The 15,038-nt window shown below is 67.5% G+C and carries 15 protein-coding genes, 1 tRNA gene and 1 riboswitch; of the genes, 9 read left to right on the top strand and 7 right to left on the bottom strand.

Annotation, left to right across the window (positions count from 1 at the left end):
* Window positions 1-21 precede the first annotated feature (21 nt).
* Both rsxB and nth read left to right on the top strand, forming a co-directional pair.
* A complete protein-coding gene (rsxB, locus tag VGU65_RS14190) occupies window positions 22-639 on the top strand; it encodes an electron transport complex subunit RsxB (protein WP_327476775.1) in 618 nt (205 codons plus the stop codon).
* Window positions 636-1,277 (top strand): endonuclease III, encoded by a 642-nt coding sequence (gene nth / locus VGU65_RS14195; protein WP_327476777.1) that lies wholly within the window; start codon window positions 636-638, stop codon window positions 1,275-1,277. Before rsxB ends, nth begins: the two co-directional genes overlap by 4 nt.
* A 22-nt stretch (window positions 1,278-1,299) precedes the next feature.
* Here nth and VGU65_RS14200 read toward each other — a convergent pair whose 3' ends face one another.
* The 3 genes from VGU65_RS14200 to VGU65_RS14210 form a co-directional block, all read right to left on the bottom strand.
* The gene (locus tag VGU65_RS14200; protein WP_327476778.1) at window positions 1,300-2,088 is read right to left on the bottom strand and encodes a sulfite exporter TauE/SafE family protein; all 789 of its coding nucleotides are present in this window, start codon (window positions 2,086-2,088) and stop codon (window positions 1,300-1,302) included.
* 46 nt (window positions 2,089-2,134) lie between these two features.
* Window positions 2,135-2,560 carry a protein tyrosine phosphatase family protein gene (locus tag VGU65_RS14205; RefSeq protein WP_327476779.1) on the bottom strand — a complete coding sequence of 142 codons (426 nt, stop codon included), beginning with the start codon at window positions 2,558-2,560 and terminating at the stop codon, window positions 2,135-2,137.
* Window positions 2,561-2,787: 227 nt separating this feature from the next.
* Window positions 2,788-4,044: a porin gene (locus tag VGU65_RS14210; RefSeq protein ID WP_327476781.1), complete on the bottom strand. Its 1,257-nt coding sequence runs from the start codon at window positions 4,042-4,044 to the stop codon at window positions 2,788-2,790.
* A 420-nt stretch (window positions 4,045-4,464) separates the two neighbouring features.
* Here VGU65_RS14210 and rnt point away from each other — a divergent pair, with 420 nt between their 5' ends.
* The 6 genes from rnt to phoU all read left to right on the top strand — a co-directional run bounded on the left by rnt (window position 4,465) and on the right by phoU (window position 9,984).
* On the top strand, window positions 4,465-5,124 hold the full coding sequence (gene rnt, locus VGU65_RS14215) for a ribonuclease T (protein ID WP_327476783.1): 660 nt from the start codon (window positions 4,465-4,467) through the stop codon (window positions 5,122-5,124).
* 136 nt (window positions 5,125-5,260) lie between these two features.
* Window positions 5,261-6,295: a phosphate ABC transporter substrate-binding protein PstS gene (gene pstS / locus VGU65_RS14220; RefSeq protein ID WP_327476785.1), complete on the top strand. Its 1,035-nt coding sequence runs from the start codon at window positions 5,261-5,263 to the stop codon at window positions 6,293-6,295.
* Window positions 6,296-6,440: 145 nt separating this feature from the next.
* Complete coding sequence (pstC, locus tag VGU65_RS14225) at window positions 6,441-7,448, top strand: phosphate ABC transporter permease subunit PstC (RefSeq protein WP_327476786.1); 1,008 nt, start codon at window positions 6,441-6,443, stop codon at window positions 7,446-7,448.
* On the top strand, window positions 7,448-8,311 hold the full coding sequence (gene pstA / locus VGU65_RS14230) for a phosphate ABC transporter permease PstA (protein WP_327476788.1): 864 nt from the start codon (window positions 7,448-7,450) through the stop codon (window positions 8,309-8,311). Before pstC ends, pstA begins: the two co-directional genes overlap by 1 nt.
* A 7-nt stretch (window positions 8,312-8,318) precedes the next feature.
* Window positions 8,319-9,122: a phosphate ABC transporter ATP-binding protein PstB gene (gene pstB, locus VGU65_RS14235; RefSeq protein ID WP_414655828.1), complete on the top strand. Its 804-nt coding sequence runs from the start codon at window positions 8,319-8,321 to the stop codon at window positions 9,120-9,122.
* Window positions 9,123-9,264: 142 nt separating this feature from the next.
* The gene (gene phoU / locus VGU65_RS14240; RefSeq protein ID WP_327476790.1) at window positions 9,265-9,984 is read left to right on the top strand and encodes a phosphate signaling complex protein PhoU; all 720 of its coding nucleotides are present in this window, start codon (window positions 9,265-9,267) and stop codon (window positions 9,982-9,984) included.
* Window positions 9,985-10,130: 146 nt separating this feature from the next.
* Here phoU and VGU65_RS14245 read toward each other — a convergent pair whose 3' ends face one another.
* The 3 genes from VGU65_RS14245 to rnr are packed head-to-tail and all read right to left on the bottom strand — an operon-like array spanning window position 10,131 to window position 13,980.
* Window positions 10,131-10,400 carry a CBU_0592 family membrane protein gene (locus VGU65_RS14245; protein ID WP_327476792.1) on the bottom strand — a complete coding sequence of 90 codons (270 nt, stop codon included), beginning with the start codon at window positions 10,398-10,400 and terminating at the stop codon, window positions 10,131-10,133.
* Window positions 10,397-11,149, bottom strand: coding sequence for a 23S rRNA (guanosine(2251)-2'-O)-methyltransferase RlmB (rlmB, locus tag VGU65_RS14250; protein ID WP_327476794.1), 753 nt, complete (start codon window positions 11,147-11,149; stop codon window positions 10,397-10,399). Before rlmB ends, VGU65_RS14245 begins: the two co-directional genes overlap by 4 nt.
* A complete protein-coding gene (gene rnr / locus VGU65_RS14255; protein WP_414655829.1) occupies window positions 11,146-13,980 on the bottom strand; it encodes a ribonuclease R in 2,835 nt (944 codons plus the stop codon). Before rnr ends, rlmB begins: the two co-directional genes overlap by 4 nt.
* A gap of 136 nt (window positions 13,981-14,116) precedes the next feature.
* On the opposite strand from rnr, the gene VGU65_RS14260 reads away from it, so the two are divergent.
* Window positions 14,117-14,201 (top strand) — tRNA-Leu (locus VGU65_RS14260).
* 73 nt (window positions 14,202-14,274) lie between these two features.
* Here VGU65_RS14260 and VGU65_RS14265 read toward each other — a convergent pair.
* Window positions 14,275-14,694, bottom strand: coding sequence for a VOC family protein (locus VGU65_RS14265; RefSeq protein ID WP_327476796.1), 420 nt, complete (start codon window positions 14,692-14,694; stop codon window positions 14,275-14,277).
* A 204-nt stretch (window positions 14,695-14,898) separates the two neighbouring features.
* Window positions 14,899-15,006: riboswitch (glycine riboswitch) on the top strand.
* Window positions 15,007-15,038 lie beyond the last annotated feature (32 nt).

Genomic DNA, 15,038 nt, shown 5'->3' on the forward strand with positions numbered 1-15,038 from the left:
GGCTAACCCCGCGACGTTCCAGTGGCCGATCGCTCCACCCTCGCCGACCGCATCGACGCGCTGCTGCCGCAGACGCAATGCGAGCAGTGCGGCTTTCGTGGCTGCCGCCCCTATGCCGAAGCCATGGCGCGCGGCGAGGCGCCGATCAACCGTTGCCCGCCGGGCGGCGCGGCAGGCATCGCGAAGCTGGCCGCGTTGCTGGGCACCCCGGTGCTTGCGCTCGATCCGGCCCATGGGGTGGAAAAGCCGCGCATGCTGGCGCGCATCGTCGAAGCCGACTGCATCGGCTGCACCAAGTGCATCCAGGCCTGCCCGGTGGACGCCATCGTCGGTGCGGCCAAGCTGATGCACACCGTCGTGCCCGACGACTGCACCGGCTGCGAGCTGTGCGTGCCGGCCTGCCCAGTGGATTGCATCGTGCTCGAGCCGATGCCCGCCGAGCAGGTTCAGAGCGCGGCGCACGCCGACGCGGCCCGCGCGCACTTCCAGCGCCGCGAGGCGCGCCTTGCACGCGAGCGTGCCGAACGCGAAGCGGAGCTGTCCGCGCGCAAGGCGGCGGTCGACGCGCCGGCCTCGCCGCAGAATCCGGTGCTGGCCGCGCTGGCCCGCGCGCGCGCCAGGCAAGGCGCCGGGACATGAAGCGCGCCGACGTCGTCGAGCTGTTCACGCGCCTGCGCGAGCTCAACCCGAATCCGACCACCGAACTCGAATACCGCACGCCGTTCGAGCTGCTGGTCGCCGTGGTGCTCTCCGCGCAGGCCACCGACGTCGGCGTCAACAAGGCCACGCGCAAGCTCTATCCGGTCGCCAACACGCCGCAGGCGATCCTCGCGCTGGGCGAGCAAGGCCTCAAGCACTACATCAGCACGATCGGCCTGTACAACGCCAAGGCCAAGAACGTGATCGCGCTCTGCCGCATCCTCGTCGAGCAGCATGGCGGACGGGTGCCGCGTACGCGCGAGGCGCTGGAGTCGCTCCCCGGCGTGGGCCGCAAGACCGCCAACGTGGTGCTCAACACCGCCTTCGGCGAACCCACCATCGCGGTGGACACGCACATCTTCCGGGTCTCCAACCGCACCAGCCTGGCACCCGGCAAGGACGTGCGCGCGGTGGAAGACAAGCTGGAGAAGGTGGTGCCGGCGGAGTTCAAGAAGGATGCGCACCACTGGCTGATCCTGCACGGCCGCTACGTGTGCAAGGCGCGCAAGCCGGACTGCCCGATCTGCCCGATACGTGACCTGTGCCAGTACAAGCACAAGACGCCGCCCACGCCCTAGCACGTCCCTTCCTCGGTCCCGCCTACCCCCGCAAGGCCTGCGCCGAGCGGTAGAGCATGTAGATCGCCACCAGCACGATCACGCCGGCGAACACCACGTTGAGCGCACCACGCGTGCGCGACAGGCGGTGCGCCCCCAGCGCGCCGAGCCAGCCGCCGATCACCCCGCCGCCGATGAACTCGGCCGCGATGCGCCATTCGACCAGGCCGGAGGCCGCGTAGTTGCCGGCCGTGGTCAACGCGAACGCCCCCACCGAGAACAGCGAGGTGCCGATCGCATTGATGATCTCCATGCCACTGGCGAACATCAGCCCCGGCACGATAAGAAAGCCGCCGCCGATGCCGAAGAAGCCCGACAATCCGCCCGCGGCGAGACCCACCGCGCCCAGCCGCGGTACGGCGTGTGGCAAGGGATAACGATCCGGGCCACCACCGCGGCGCCCGCGCAGCATCAGGAACGCCACCAGCAGCATCAGCAGCGCGAACAGCGCCAGCAGTCGGTGGCCGTCGATCGCCTTGCCCACGCTGGAGCCCACCCAGGCACCGACCACGCCTGCGGCGGCGAATACGAACGCCGCGCGCCAGCGCACATGGCCCGAGCGCGCGTGCGGCCACAGATTGGCGAAGGCATTGGCCGACACCGCCAGCGCGCTGGTGCCGATGGCCATGTGCGGATCCCGCACGCCCACCACGTAGAGCAGCAGCGGCGTGGCCAGGATCGAGCCACCGCCGCCGATCAACGCGAGCGAGAAGCCCACGGCCGAGCCGCACACCACCGCCAGCAGTTCGCCGGCGCCGGGGGAAAGGATCATGCCGCCACCCTTGCTCGACCCGATGCGCAGGCGAGGGCCAGGGTGGTCAAGCGCCCTGCTCCGCGTGCAGCTGCGGCATGAGACCGGCAAGGTCGTATCCCGCTTCGCCCGCGATACGCACCAGGTCGTCCACCGGGGCGTGCCGGGCGGCCTGCAGGGCCCACAACGACGTCGAGCGCGTGCCGGTGCGGCAGAAGGTCAGCACCGGTGGCGGCATCTCTCCTATCGCCTGCGCCATGGCGTCGATGGCGGCCAGGTCGTACCGGCCTGGCACGACGGGAATGTAGCGATAGGCCAAACCCTGCCGGGAGGCGGCTTCGGCCAGCGCAGCGTGCGTGGGCTGGTCGTCCGCTTCATGGTCGGGGCGATTGTTGATCACGCTGCGGAAACCGGCGGCGGCGATGGCCGGCAGTTCCTCGGGCCGGATCTGCGGCGCGACACTGACCTGGGCGGTGAGCTGGCGAATGGGCATGGCGGCGGCCTCGGACGGGACCGTCCGGACGATAGCAGTACTGCCGTGCGCGCCGCATGCGAAATCCCGAGCCGTGGCGGCGGGCAAAAAAATAACGGCGGGCTTGTGGCCCGCCGTCGTCCCTCCCTGGGTAGAACTCCATTCCGATAACCGCTCCTTGACGCGAAGCGAATGATCCACGCTCCGCGTGAAGGTTTGCTCAAGACTCGGCAGACGGCCGGCCCTGCTTAGAACGCGACCTCGCCGTAAACGCCGATCTCGTTGGTCTTGACGTTCTGTACATGCGGCGGCACCGGCGTGGTGACCGAGTGGTCCGCCTTCTCGTGCTTCCACACGCCGGCCAGCTTGAAGCCCTTGGTCACCTGGTACTGCAGGCCGAGGTTGTAGTAGACGTCCTTGGACTGGCGATCGATGTCGCGGCTCAGCTTGGCGTAGTCGTAGCGGGCGAAAAGCGCCAGGTCGTCGGTGAGCGCCACCGAACCCCACAGCGAGTAGCCGTCTGCCTTGTCCGCCACCGGGCTCAGCACCAGGTTGCCCCAGTTCTTGGCGGTGAAGTACTCGGCACCCACGCGCACGGTCTTGTCGGCGTAGGCAACCATCACGTCGCCGCGCTGCGCGGTATGCGGCGCGCTGATGTTCTGGGTTTCCTTGCCGAGGTGGCCGCTGTAGCCGCCGACCGCGACGATCATGCCCTCGAAGGGCACGAAGCCGACGCGGCCTTCGACGTCCACGCCCTTGCTGCGGCTGGGGTTCTTGTAGCCGCCGCCGTTGACCACGGACACCGCATAGTTGGCGTACTTGCTCTCACCGATGTCGCCGCCCAGGTGCAGACCCCAGTCGGCCGAGTTGGCGTACTTCAGGCGGTCGGTGATGGTGTTCTCGACGTAGCGGAAGCCGTAGTAGTTCTCCACGAACGGGATCCAGGGCATGTCCGCCGAACCGATGCGCAGCACCGCGGCCTGGTCGAACTTGCCCTGCACGTAGGCCTTCTTGACGAACAGGTTGGTCTCGCCGTCGTTGGCCACGTAGTTGAAGTCGGTGGTGAGGTTGGCCGACCAGATGTCGTTGAACTTGTGGTCCACGCCCAGGTAGAAGCGCTTGACGTCGATGCCGGTGCCCGAAGCGTCGGTCTTGCCGGTGTCGCTGTTCTTCTGGTTGATGTTGGAGAAGTCGAAGAACATCTTGCCGGAGAAGGTGGTGTTGGCCAGCGCCTTGTCCAGCGAGGAGGAAGCGGTGGTCTGCGCCTTCTGGATCGCCTCGATGTTCTGCCCCGTGCTCACATTGATGTCGGACTGCGCATCGGTGCGCTGCTCCAGTTCAGCCACCTTGGCCTGCAACGCGGCCAGCTGGGCCTTGAGCTGCTCGACCTCGGCGTTGCGCGCAGCCGACGACTGCGCATTCTGCGGGGCCGGTGCCGCATGCACACCGGCGCCTGCCAGGCCCAAACCGGCGGCGATCGCCACCACGAGCATCTTCGAACGCATGTTAATTCTCTCCACTGTTGGTAGAAATCACTCGACCGCCCCCTTCGATCCTGGATGGCCAAGCAGGGACGGGCGGCAGGATGCGGCACGCTCTTTACGGTTCGATGCCGTTTGCATTACAGGAATTTGACACCCTGTCATGGGCGGCCATGCCACCGGCCGGCAACGCCGGAGCGCTGAGCGGCTACACGTTCTGCTTCATCGGCACCCGCCCGCGAATGGCTGGCCATGCCCGGTCAAGAGAAACCTGCCGACGACGCCCGGGGGCCGCCGCGGATATGCCGGTAGGGACCCTGATGCGTCGGCGCAAATCCATGCGCTTGGCGTGAGGCCGGGCCCGCTTGGGCACACGCGGGCGCTTCGGCCGAGGATACGGATGCCAGGCGACGCTTACGTCAATACCGCTGTTATCCTTCCCGGATGGATTTTCCCAGCAACAGTATGGCCGCCCGCATGTGCGAGCGGTTTCGCGGCTTTCTGCCGGCCATCGTGGATGTGGAGACCGGCGGCTTCGATGCCGAGCAGGACGCGTTGCTGGAGATTGCGGTAGTGACGCTGGCGATGGATGGCGAGGGCTATCTGCACCCCTGCCCGGCGGTGTTCACCCATGTCGAGCCCTTTCCCGGCGCACGCATCGACCCGCGCTCGCTGGAGATCACCGGCATCGACCCGGACAACCCCCTGCGCGGAGCCCTTTCAGAGCGCCAGGCGCTGGATCACGTGTTCGCGCCTGTGCGCCGGGCAATGCGCGAGAGCGGATGCCAGCGCGCAGTGCTGGTCGGCCACAATGCCGCCTTCGACCTCGCCTTTCTAAATGCAGCAGTCCGCCGTTGCGACTACAAGCGAAATCCGTTCCATCCTTTCAGTTGCTTCGACACGGCAACGCTGGGCGGCCTGGCCTACGGCCAGACCGTGCTGAGCAAGGCGGTGCAGGCCGCCGGCCACTACTTCGATGGCCGCGAGGCGCACTCGGCCGTTTACGACGCCGAGCGGACCGCCGAGCTGTTCTGCTCCATCGTCAACCGCTGGCGCCGACTGGAAACGCTCGAGCGCGCCCAAGCCGGAGTGACGTTGCCTTGACGGGCGCCGGATGACGCTTGCAGGCGGCGTGTCATCAGGCTGAAACATTCATCTCATTTCATTGCAACACGCCTGACCTCAAATGCGCTCGCCGGGAATCCGCCCGCGACGCATACCTTCGAGAGGACCGACCGTGTTGAACGCAACCACTACCGTTACCCGCCTCGGCACGGCCGCCGTGCTGGCGGCCGCCACGCTGCTTGGCGCCAACGCCGCGCAGGCCACCGACATCACCGGCGCCGGTTCGAGCTTCGTTTACCCGGTGCTGTCCCGCTGGTCGGCGCAGTACGCGCAGGCCACCGGCAACCAGCTCAACTACCAGTCGGTGGGCTCGGGCGCCGGCATCGCGCAGATCAAGGAAGGCACCATCGACTTCGGCGCCTCCGACGCGCCGCTGAAGGCCGAGGACCTGGCCAAGTTTGGCTTGGGCCAGTTTCCGGTGGTGGTCGGCGGCATCGTGCCGGTGGTCAACATCGCCGGCGTGCAGGCCGGCCAGATCAAGCTCGACGGCGCCACGCTCGCCGACATTTTCCTGGGCAAGATCAAGAACTGGAACGACCCGAAGATCGCCGCGCTTAACAGCGGCCTGGCCCTGCCGGCCGGCAAGATCACGGTCGTGCACCGCTCCGACGGCTCGGGCACCTCGTTCAACTTCACCAACTACCTGTCCAAGGTGAGCCCGGAGTGGGCTTCGAAGGTCAAGTTCGGTACCGCCGTGGACTGGCCGGCCGGCGTGGGCGGCAAGGGCAACGAGGGCGTGTCGCAGTACGTCAAGCAGATCAAGGGCTCGATCGGCTACGTCGAATACGCCTACGCGGTGAAGAACAAGATCAGCTGGGTGGACCTGAAGAACGCCGCCGGCAACGTCGTGGCGCCCAGTGCCGAGAGCTTCGCTGCGGCCGCCAGCACCGCCGACTGGGCCAGCGCCAAGGACTTCAACCTGATCATGACCAACGCCCCGGGCGCTAAGGCCTGGCCGATCACCGCCACCACCTGGGTGATCATGTACAAGAAGCCCAAGAATGCCGAGCACAGCAAGGTCGCCTTCGACTTCTTCAAGTGGGCGCTGGAGAAAGGCCAGAGCCAGGCCAGCGCGCTCGACTACGTGCCGCTGCCGAACGAGCTGGTGCAGAAGATCGAAGCCTACTGGGCCTCGGAATACAAGCACTGACACCTCAACAACAGCAACGTGCAGACCGACCCTTCCCCCGCTCCGTGGGGGAAGGTGCTGTCGGACGGATGGGGGCGCCTCTCGCCGAGGGCCCCCATCCGTCCTTCGTACAGCATGAGCCCAGTTCCCTCACGCGAACCCATTGATGTCCACCATCCCAGCCGCCGACGTCCCTGAACAACGCGCCGCGCGCGACGCACGCCACGACCGCCTGTTCGCCGGCCTGCTGAAGACCTGCGCGCTGATCGTGCTGGCGGCGCTGCTGGGCGCCGCGTTCGCCACGCTGTGGGGCGGCCGCCATGCCTTCGGCACCTTCGGCTGGCATTTCCTGACCAGTTCCGCCTGGGATCCGGGCAACCAGAACTACGGCGCGCTGGTGCCGGTCTACGGCACCCTGGCCACCTCCTTCATCGCGTTGCTGATCGCCGTGCCGGTGAGTTTCGGCATCGCGCTCTACCTTTCGGAAGTCGCGCCGCGCTGGCTGCGCACGCCGGTGGCCTCGGCGATCGAGCTGCTGGCCGGCATTCCCTCGATCATCTACGGCATGTGGGGCCTTTTCATCTTCGCCCCGTTCTTCGCCGACCACATCAAGCCCTGGTTGACCAACTACCTGGGCAACAGCCCGGACGACGGCCACCCGTCGTGGGTGGCCATGCACGTGCCGTTCGTAGGCAAGCTGTTCGCCAGCGACTATCCCTTCGGCGCCAGCATCCTCACCGCCGGCATCGTGCTGGCGGTCATGATCATCCCCTTCATCTCCTCGGTGATGCGCGAGGTGTTCCAGACGGTGCCCACGCGCCTGAAGGAGTCGGCCTATGCGCTGGGCTCGAGCACCTGGGAGGTGGTCTGGGACATCGTGCTGCCCTACACGCGCTCGGCGGTGATCGGCGGCATCTTCCTGGGGCTGGGCCGCGCGCTGGGCGAAACCATGGCGGTGACCTTCGTGCTGGGCAACGCCATGGAGCTGTCCGCCTCGTTGCTCGATCCGGGCGCATCGATCGCCTCGACCATCGCCAACCAGTTCAGCGAAGCGGTGGGGCTGCAGAAATCCGCGCTGATGGCACTGGCCTTCCTGCTGTTCGTGGTGACCTTCATCGTGCTGCTGATCGCGCGGCTGATGCTGCGCCAGCTGGCCAGCCGGGAGGGCCGCTGATGAACACGCTGTACCTGCGCCGCCGGCTCACCAACGCCATCGCTTTGGCGCTCGGCACCGCCGCCACCTTGTTCGGGCTGGCCTTCCTGGCCTGGATCCTGTGGGCGACCCTGCGCCAGGGCATCGCGGCGCTGGATTTGAAGCTGTTCACCAAGATAACCGCCTACGGCGACCAGGGCGGCCTGTCCAACGCGATGGTCGGCAGTCTGATCATCAACCTGCTCGGCATCGCCATCGCCACACCGATCGGCGTGCTGGCAGGCACCTGGCTGGCCGAGTACGCCAACCGCACCAGGCTGGGCGAGAGCATCCGTTTCTTGAACGACATCCTGCTGTCGGCGCCCTCGATCGTGATGGGTCTGTTCGTCTACACCATCATCGTGCTGCCGAGCACGGCGCTGACCCACGGCAACACCACTTTCTCAGGCTTAGCCGGCGGCGTGGCGCTGGCGCTGATCGCGCTGCCGGTGATCGTGCGCACAACCGACGAGATGCTGCGGCTGGTGCCCTCGACCTTGCGCGAGGCGGCGCTGTCGTTGGGCGTGCCGCAGTGGAAGCTGACCTCGCAGGTGCTGCTGCGCGCGGCGCGCTCGGGGATAGTCACCGGCGTGCTGCTGGCGCTGGCCCGCATCAGCGGCGAAACCGCGCCGCTGCTGTTCACCGCCTTCGGCAACAACTTCATGACGCTCAACCCGCTGGACAAGATGTCCAGCCTGCCCCAGGTGATCTACCAGTACGCCAACGATCCGGGCGAGACCATGCACGCGCTGGCCTGGGCCGGTGCCTTCGTGGTCACGCTGTTCGTGCTGCTGCTTAGCCTAGCCTCCCGCCTGCTGCTGTCCCGCAAGGTGTCCCATGATTGACCGTTCCATGAATGCAGCCGCCCTCGCCCTGGCGCCGTCGATGGCTCCGCCCGCCACCGAGCCCAAGCTCAAGGTGCGCGACCTGCACTTCCACTACGACGGTTTCCATGCGCTCAAGGGCATCGGCATGGACGTGCCCGAGAAACAGGTGACTGCGATCATCGGCCCCTCCGGCTGTGGCAAGTCGACGCTGCTGCGCGTGTTCAACCGCATCTACGCGATCTACCCCAAGATGAAGGCCACCGGATCGATCGAGCTGGACGGCGAGAACATCCTCGATCCGGGCTACTCGCTCAACCGCTTGCGCAGCAAGGTCGGCATGGTGTTCCAGAAGCCGGTGCCGTTCCCGATGACCATCTTCGAGAACGTGGCCTACGGCATCCGCCACCACGAGCGCCTGTCCAAGGCGGACATGGAGGCCCGTGTGGAGCAGGCGCTGCGCGGCGCCGCGCTGTGGGACGAGGTGAAGGACAAGCTGAGGCAGAACGCGCTGGGCCTGTCCGGCGGCCAGCAGCAGCGCCTGTGCATCGCACGGGCGATCGCGCTCAAGCCTGAAGTGCTGCTGCTGGACGAGCCCACCTCCGCGCTCGACCCGATCGCCACCGGACGCATCGAACAGCTGATCGAGGATCTCAAGAGCCAGTTCACCATCGTGATCGTCACCCACAACATGCAGCAGGCGGCGCGCGTGTCTGACCGCACCGCCTTCATGTACCTGGGCGAGCTGATCGAGTTCGACGACACCGAGAAGATCTTCACCAAGCCAGGCAAGAAGCAGACCGAGGACTACATCACAGGGCGGTTCGGCTGATGCCCGGACCCGACTGCCTGCCTGGGGCGTCGTTCCCGCGAAAGCGGAATCCATCTTCTTCCTGCTGGCGAAAGCCACAGGGAATCCCGCGTTAGGCTAATGACGCCCAAGCAATGCCAAGCCGATACGAATTGAGGCACCCATGAGCGCCAAAGATCACATCATCAAGAGCTACGACAGCGAACTGGCACGCCTGACCGGCGAAATCGTTCGCATGGGCGAACTGGCGGCCACGCAGCTGGAAGCGGCCATCGACGTGGTCGAGCGGCGTGACGACCGCGCTGCACAGCGGGTGGTCGCCAACGACGATGCCATCGATGCGCTGGAGCAGGAGATCAGCCATGACGTAGTGCGCCTGCTGGCACTGCGCGCGCCGATGGCCGGCGACCTGCGCAACGTGTTCGCGGCTCTGCGCATCGCCTCGGACATCGAGCGCATCGGCGACTATGCCGCCAACGTGGCCAAGCGTTCGATCCCGCTCTCCATGGTCGCCCCGGTCGGCCCCACCACCGGGCTGGGCTACCTGGCCAAGCTGGCGGCGGCGGAGGTGCGCGAGGTGCTGGCCGCCTATGCCGCGCAGGACGCAGAACGCGGCTACAACGTGTGGAAGGGCGACGCGGAGCTGGACGAGGCCTATACGGGCTACTTCCGCCAGCTGCTGACCTACATGATGGAAGACCCGCGCAACATCACGCCGTGCACGCACCTGCTGTTCATGGCCAAGAACATCGAGCGCATCGGCGACCACGCCACCAACATCGCCGAGAACCTGTGGTTCCAGGTGTATGGCGAGCCGATGGACAAACAGCGCACAAAACGGGATTTCACGGCGAATCCGGAAATGCCCAAGCTGGGGGACTGAAGCCAGGGCGTTTCCAAGCGCCAGTCGGCATCCTTCCCCGTGAACGGGGAAGGCTCGAACGCGGAGCTTGGTTCCTGAGGGACGAGCGCCATGCGCCATGGACGAGGCAAGTGGATGCGGATGGAGGGCCCCGTGGCTACCTCTACCTACACGTCCTGCCGCATCGTCCGTCGCTTCATGCCGCGCACGATGCCGAAGATGCCGATCGCCATCCACGCCACCTCCAGCGCGAACGCCGAGACGTTGAAGCTGCCGAACAGCAGCGACAGCGTCACGCCGAAGGCACCGAGAACGTTCATCAACTGGTAGGTCAGCCCATTGCCGTGCAACCGGTGCGCCTGCAGCAGCAGGAACGCCAGCAGCACCAGCAGCACGCCGATGAAGCCGGCCCAGTCGTACCAGAACAAATGGCTCATCGCTTCCCCCCCCGTTGGCGCAGAGCCTCGAACAGCACCACTCCCGTGGCAACCGAGACGTTGAGGCTTTCCATCGCCCCCGGCATCGGAATCTTCGCCACGAAATCGCACAGCTCGCGGGTGAGCCGGCGCATGCCCTCGCCTTCGCTGCCGAGGACCAGCGCCACCGGGCCGCGGAAGTCGACCTCGTAGACGGACGTCTCGGTGTCGCCGGCCAGGCCGGTGATCCACACGCCGGCGTCCTTGAGCTCGCGCAGCGTGCGCGCGAGGTTGGTCACCGCGACCAGCGGCACGCGGTCCGCGCCGCCGGCCGAGGCGCGGCGCACCACCGGCGTCAGGCCGACTGCGCGGTCCTTCGGTACCACCACCGCGGTCGCCTTGGCAGCCGCCGCCGAGCGCAGGCAGGCGCCGAGGTTGTGCGGATCGGTCACGCCGTCGAGCACCAGCACCAGCGTTTCCATGCCGTCGCGCTCGATCAGGCCGGCCAGCTCGTCCTCGTGCGTCATCGGCGGCGGCTCGTACAGCGCCACGATGCCCTGGTGACGCGCCTGCCCGGCGAGCTTGTCCAACTGCTCGCGCGGTCGGTGGTGCACCGGGATGTGGCGGGCACGGGCCTGGTCGATGAGCTCCTTGATGCGCGCGTTGCGCTGCGCGGTGGCAATGTCCACCAGCAACTCGCGCACGCGCGAGGCATCGTTGGCCAGTGCACCCTCGACCGGGTTGATGCCGACGATCCAGCTTTCGCTCATGCCTTGCCCTTCGGTTTGCGTCGCCGGCCCGGCCGCTTGGCAGCGGCGGACGCGGCCTCCGGTGCCTTGCGCTTGCCGCCGCTCTCGGCCGGCCCGCTCGGGTTGTTCTTCGCGCGGCTGCCCTTCCGGTTGCCCGCCTGGACGCCGCGGGCCTGGTCACTCCGGGCGGGCGACCTCATTTCGGGCGGGATGGCCGGCCGGCCGATCGCTTCGGAAGCCGTCTTGCTTGCCTTGCTGCGCAGTTCCGGCAAGCCGGATCCCGAGGGAACCGCGGGCCGCCCTGCGGCCTCGGAAACTACCTTGGCCTTCCCACGAAGCGCGCGATTATCGCCCAAGGTGGCGCCGGCCGCCGCTGACTCCGCCGGCGCCGGTGCCGGTGCGCCGCGCCCGAACGCCCGCCCCACCGCCCGCGCGGCGCGTCCGAACATGCCGGGCGGCTTGACCGCCGGCGCGCCGGACGGCGGCCTGGGCAGCGAATAGCGTTCCCCGCTGGCGCCGTAGTCGTAGGCCTTGCGTGGCGACTTGGGCGGCGACGCCTGTTCGCGCCGCGGCACCAGCCGGAAATCGATCTTGCGATCCTCCAGGCTGGCGCGCAGCACCTGCACGCGCACGTGGTCGCCCAGGCGGAACTGCTCGCCGGTGCGCTCGCCCTTGAGCAGTTTGCGGACGGGGTCGAAGTGGTAGTAGTCGTTGGCCAACTGGCTGATGTGCACCAGACCGGACACACGCGACTCCTCCAGCTCCACGAACAGGCCGAACGAGGTGACCCCGGTGATCACGCCGTCGAACTCGCTGCCCACGTGCTTGGACATCCACGCGGTCTTGAAGCGCTCGTCGACGTCGCGCTCGGCTTCCTCGGCGCGGCGCTCGCGCTGCGAGCAGTGCACCGCCATCGACGCCATCTCCGTCGGCGTGTAGACGTAGTCCTTGGGCTTGCCGCCGGTGAGCGCGTAGCGGATCGCTCGGTGCACGAGCAGGTCCGGATAGCGGCGGATCGGCGAGGTGAAGTGCGCGTAGGCGTCCAGCGACAGGCCGAAGTGCCCGCGGTTCTCCGGTTGGTAGGCGGCCAGGCTCTGCGCACGCAGCAGCACCGACTGGATCAGCTCCCGCTCGGGGCGGTCGTGCACCATCCGCAGCACGTCGGCGAAGTCGCCCGGCGTGACCTCCTCCACCGGCGGCATGCGCAGCTTGAACTCGCGCAGGAACTGCTGGAGGTCCTCGTACTTTTCTGCCGGCGGCGGCTCGTGCGCGCGGAACAGCGCCGGGATCTTCTTCTTGCTGAGGAAGGTGGCCGCCTGCACGTTGGCGGCGATCATGCATTCCTCGATCAGCTTGTGCGCGTCGTTGCGCTCGGTGGCGCCCATTGCCTCGACTTCACCGCGCTGGTCCAGGCGGAACTTCACCTCCGGCGTCTCGAAGTCGATCGCGCCGCGGCGCTTGCGCTGCGCCGCCATGGCCTTGTAAAGCGTATGCAGGTGTTCGAGCTGGGGCAGCACATCGGCGACCTGGTCGCGCGCTTCCGGGTCGAGCAAGCCGACCGCCTGCCACACGATGTCGTAGGTCAACCGTGCGTGCGAGCGCATCACTGCGTCGTAGAACCTCGACTTGACCACTTCGCCGTCGTCGTCGACCACCATGTCGCAGACCATGCACAGCCGCTCGACCTTGGGGTTGAGCGAGCAGATGCCGTTGGACAGGGTCTCGGGCAGCATCGGCACCACGAAACCGGGGAAATAGGTGGAGGTGCTGCGCTCGTAGGCTTCGCGGTCCAGCGCGCTGCCGACCTCGACGTAGTGCGACACGTCCGCGATCGCCACCACCAGCCGCCAGCCGCCGCCGCGGCGCGGCTCGGCATAGACCGCATCGTCGAAGTCGCGCGCGTCGGCGCCGTCGATCGTCACCAGCGGCATTTTGCGCAGGTCGGTGCGGCCCGCACGCTCGGCGGCGGTCACTTCCGGCTCGACCTGCGTGGCGTCGCGCAGCACTTCGGGCGGCCATTCGTGCGGCAGGTCGTGGCTGGCGATCGCCATCTCCACCAGCAACGAGGGCTGCAGGCGCTCGCCCAGCACCGAGACGATCCGGCCCAGCGGACCGCGATGCACCGTGGGCGGATCGGTGATCTCGGCCACCACGATCTGGCCGGCGCGCGCGCCCTGTTCGTGCCCCGGCGGGATCATCACGTCCAGATGCAGGCGTCGGTCGTCGGGCGAAACCAGCGTCACGCCGTTCTCCACCACCACGCGCCCCACCAGCCGCGGCGAGCGGCGCTGCAGCACTTCCGCGATCGCGCCCTGGCGTCGCCCGCGACGGTCGATGCCGACCACGCTGGCCAGCACGCGGTCGCCATGCAGCACCATGCGCATCTGCTGCGGCGACAGGTACAGGTCGTCGCCGCCCTCGTCCGGGCGCAGGAAGCCGTAGCCTTCGGCGTTGGCCAGCACCACGCCGGGAATCAGGTCCAGCTTGCGCACCGGCGCGTAGTCGCCGCGGCGCCCCTGCAACAGCTGGCCATCGCGCACCATCGCGCCCAGGCGCTTGCGCAGAGCGCTGATGTCCTGCTCGTCATGCAACTCCAGCCCTTCGGCGATGCGCGCCTCGCTGAGCATCTCGCCGCGCTTGTCCAGCAGCTCCAGGATCGCTTCGCGGCTGGGGATTGGCCGCTCGTAGCGCTGCGCTTCGCGCGCCGCAAACGGGTCATGCCCACCGCCTTTCGCATGCGCTGGCGTCGGCTGCGAGCGGCGTCCGCTCGGCCTTGCGCGCGGTTTTGGTGCGCGCGTCTCTGCGCCGGTATCGCTGCGGTCGCCGGTGCGGGGAGTCTTCTTTCTGGTCACGAAATCGCCTTGTGTTGGAGTGCCGCGCAGCATGCCGCGCGACTCAATGAAATTCCTATCAACGAAGTGTTGACAAGCTTGGGGGAGGTGCCTACTCTACGCGGCTCGCGCAGCCCGAACGGCTCGCGCGACACCTGCCCAGGTGGCGGAATTGGTAGACGCACTAGTTTCAGGTACTAGCGGGTAAAACCGTGGAGGTTCGAGTCCTCTCCTGGGCACCAATTGTAGATGAAGCCCGCCGCAAGGCGGGCTTTTTCGTTTTCGGCGTTGCGCCGCTCCCTCCGTGGGGAAGGCTCAGTTCACGGCCACCGGCGGGCCCTTGAGCTCCACCCTATTGCCCTGCGGGTCGTAGCAGTAGATCGAGGGCCCTTCGCCCTGCGCGCCGTAGCGCGAACCGATCTCGCCCATGCGCACGCCGTGCGCCTGCAGGTGCGCGACGATGGCCGCCTCGTCGTAGTCCGCCACGCTCAGGCACAGGTGGTCCATGTTGTGCCCCTCCCTGCCAGGACCCGCGCCGCCCAGGCGGCCGAGTTCGCCATCCAGCGGCACCAGGTCGATCAGCGAGGCGCCGGCACGCAGCTGCACCAGGCCGATGGCGTCCTGCCGCCGCTCCTCGGTACAGCCGAGCACGCCGCAATAGAACGCCTGCATCGCCGCCAGGTCATGTACGCGCAGCACCACGTGGTCGATCTGTTGCAGCCGGAACGGGGGCATCGGAATGCTCCGCGGGGGATGGAGGAACGCCATCGTACAGGCGCCAGCCAGTGGGCCAACCCTCGGCTTTCGCGTTAAGCCGAACCGCACCTGCGGAGCGGTGGGCGCCGTATAATCGCCCCTTCGCACGCGGCGGGAGAAGCGGGGAACAGCCCGCTGCCGAAGACGCAACGCCCGTAATCGCTCAGGCCCGATACCGCCGCGTGCAAAAACTCTGGAGAGAGCGGTTGAATCCGCCGCCGAAGGGGCACGAAGCGACCGTCACCGACGAGCAGCTTCCAAACTCTCAGGCAAAAGGACAGAGGGGCGCCCCGCGTGCGGCACGCACGCGATGCCTTCGGACG

The sequence above is a fragment of the Frateuria sp. genome, from assembly GCF_035943815.1.
GTDB lineage: Bacteria > Pseudomonadota > Gammaproteobacteria > Xanthomonadales > Rhodanobacteraceae > Frateuria_A.